Below are 3123 nucleotides of genomic sequence, written 5' to 3' on the forward strand. Positions count from 1 at the left end.
CCGGTCACTGAGCGTAGCCGAAGTGCTGCTCCCCACTATCCAGGCCTTGAATAAACTCAGTTACTAGTTTCTCATTAGTCTGTCTGAATCAATCTTCAGACTCAGGACTTAAGACTCAAGCCTTTGTTCCGTGGTAATATCAGTGACACGAAATCGCAAAAAGCCGTGGCTACTGCATTAAAATCTCATCGGGTATCAAGAAGGCGTAAACATTCAACGCATCCTCTCCAGCGTTTGCTTGAGTATGGACACGAGTATCGTAAACAAATTTGGCTGGCGACTACTTATTCTACCCTCAATAAATTTTTCGACTTGGCACCACCCGGTTTAATTGGCGTGGCGGTGGATGTGGTAGTCAAGCAACAGGATTCTATAATTGCCCAGTTAGGGGTACGTGATGTCTTTCAACAATTTTTGATTATTTCCTTCCTAACTGTGGTCATTTGGATACTAGAATCGGTTTTCGAGTATGCCTACGCTCGACTTTGGCGGAATTTGGCTCAGAATATTCAGCATGACTTGCGTTTGGATGCATACAAACATTTGCAAGAGTTGGAATTGGCTTATTTTGAAGAACGCAGCACTGGCGGTTTAATGTCTATCCTCAGTGATGATATTAACCAATTAGAGCGGTTTTTGGATGGGGGCGCAAATGATATCATCCAAGTTTCTGCAACTGTTATAATTATTGGCGCTGCTTTCTTTATTCTGGCTCCTAGTGTAGCGTGGATGGCTTTGTCACCGATGCCATTTATCCTCTGGGGTTCTTTTGCTTACCAACGATTACTTGCACCTCGCTACGCTGATGTCCGCGAAAAGGTAGGTTTTCTCAATTCGCGGTTGTCAAACAATATCAGCGGAATTACTACTATTAAAAGTTTCACCGCCGAAGCTTATGAAGCCTATCGTCTGGAATTAGATAGTGACGCTTATCGCGGTAGTAACTCTAAAGCAATTGCTCTTTCTGCTGCTTTTGTGCCGTTAATTCGGATGCTGATTTTGGTGGGTTTCACAGCATTACTATTGTATGGGGGGATGGCAGCGGTTTCTGGAGAAATGTCTGTTGGTGCTTACAGCGTATTAGTGTTTTTAATTCAACGATTGCTGTGGCCTTTAACTAGATTAGGCGAAACTTTTGACCAATATCAAAGGGCAATGGCTTCTACTAATCGAGTCATGAATTTATTGGATACTCCTATCGCTATTCATACAGGTAATGTGGAGTTACCTGTGAATGAAGTGCGCGGTGAAGTGCAATTTAATAATGTTTATTTTGCCTATAAAGATAGATTTCCAGTGATTAAAAATCTGTCTTTGGAGATTCCGGCGGGGAAAACCATTGCAATTGTTGGTTCAACCGGTTCTGGTAAAAGCACTTTAGTCAAACTCTTGTTGCGGTTATACGAAGTGCAAGCTGGAAACATTACCGTGGATGGTATTGACTTGCAAACTTTGAATTTAAAAGATTTACGGCGCTGCATTGGTTTGGTGAGTCAAGATGTGTTTCTATTTCATGGCACTGTCGCAGAGAATATTGCCTATGGTAGCTTTGAGACTACAGAGCAAGAAATCATCACGGCGGCGAAGATAGCCGAAGCACACGAATTTATTGTTGAATTGCCCGAAGGTTATGAGACAATTGTGGGGGAAAGAGGACAAAAGTTATCTGGTGGACAAAGACAACGGATTGCGATCGCCCGTGCAGTCTTAAAGAATCCGCCCATTCTGATTTTAGACGAAGCGACCTCAGCAGTGGATAATGAAACAGAAGCGGCAATCCAGCGATCGCTAGAACGGATTACAGTAGATAGAACTACAATTGCGATCGCTCATCGTCTTTCCACCATCCGCAATGCCGATTGCATTTATGTCATGGAACATGGGAAATTAGTAGAGTCGGGAACCCATGAGCAATTGCTGGAGAAAGACGGAATTTATTCCGGCCTCTGGCGTGTACAGTCAGGTTTGAGATAAGTTTCGCCTATTGTCTTATTGTCTGTGTCTTCATTACGAATGATTTATGTTTTTTGGTAATAGTCAACCAGAATCAGGTGATACTAAGTGGCGTCGCCAGTTGGATAAGTTTGTCAAAGCAAATCAGCAAGAGTTGGCGGCGCTGTTTTGGGGATTATGGTTAGCAAATGGTGACAGTCAGGGTACTGTTGGTATTGATTTACAACCAACGCCGCATTTTGTTTATTGTCCGAAAGAGCAGATAGAGAATTTAAATATTAAAGTTGATAATCGGCTTCAAGAAATTTTGGGAATTGTTGAGAATCACAAGCCGGAAGTGGAAGTTGTGATGATTGGAATTGGGAAGGGGGAAATTAAGTTAATTCAGTTTGCACCGGAACCAGCACCACCGATTTGTTTTAAGGAAGTTGGGAAGGATGTGGATGGATTATTGGATGTGCTGGAACAGCGGATGAGTGAGCAGATAGAAGGTTAAGTAGCCACATTTGTGATTTTGGCTCTATGCTTGAATCTGGAGTAAGCATTTTAAGGAAACTGCTTAGTCTTTTTGATTTAGATTATTAGGTAATTAAAGCAGTAATGGCTCTTAGCTCTCCTTTATATACTACAAATTTTGGTGCTGCGTATGTAGGTGACTCACTTGAATTACTGGATTATCTTGATTCAGACTCAATTGATCTAGTTATGACTTCGCCACCATTTGCATTACAACGTGAGAAGAGTTATGGAAATGTTGATCAAGAAGCTTATGTAAATTGGCTTTTTGCATTCTGTAAAAAGGTCTATAGAGTTCTTGCACCACATGGAAGTTTTGTAATTGATCTTGGTGGAGCTTATCAAACTAAACGTCCAGTTCGATCACTTTATAACTACCGTATTTTAATTAAATTATGTGATGAACTAGATTTTCGTCTGGCAGAAGAGTTTTTTTGGTACAATCCATCTAAGTTACCTTCACCTATTGAATGGGTTAATAAGCGTAAAATTCGAGTGAAGGATTCGGTAAATACTGTTTGGTGGTTATCAAAAACTGATAATCCTAAAGCGAATGTAAGTAAGGTTCTCGTTCCTTATTCGGAACGAATGAAAAAACTTCAAGAAAATCCAGAAAAATATTATAAACCGAAAGAACGCCCTTCAGGACATGAT

At 41.0% G+C, this 3123-nt stretch carries 3 protein-coding genes; all 3 read left to right on the forward strand.

Annotated elements, in window-relative coordinates:
- Positions 1-165 precede the first annotated feature (165 nt).
- On the forward strand, positions 166-1974 hold the full coding sequence (locus IQ229_RS20705) for an ABC transporter ATP-binding protein (protein WP_194046945.1): 1809 nt from the start codon (positions 166-168) through the stop codon (positions 1972-1974).
- A gap of 46 nt (positions 1975-2020) precedes the next feature.
- Entirely contained in the window at positions 2021-2449 is a 429-nt protein-coding gene (ccmS, locus tag IQ229_RS20710; protein ID WP_194046947.1) for a beta-carboxysome assembly chaperone CcmS, read from the forward strand.
- 104 nt (positions 2450-2553) lie between these two features.
- A partial coding sequence (locus IQ229_RS20715; protein ID WP_194046949.1) for a DNA-methyltransferase occupies positions 2554-3123 on the forward strand: 570 nt, incomplete at its 3' end.

This window comes from Nostoc cf. edaphicum LEGE 07299, from assembly GCF_015207245.1.
Taxonomy (GTDB): Bacteria; Cyanobacteriota; Cyanobacteriia; order Cyanobacteriales; family Nostocaceae; genus Nostoc; species Nostoc edaphicum_B.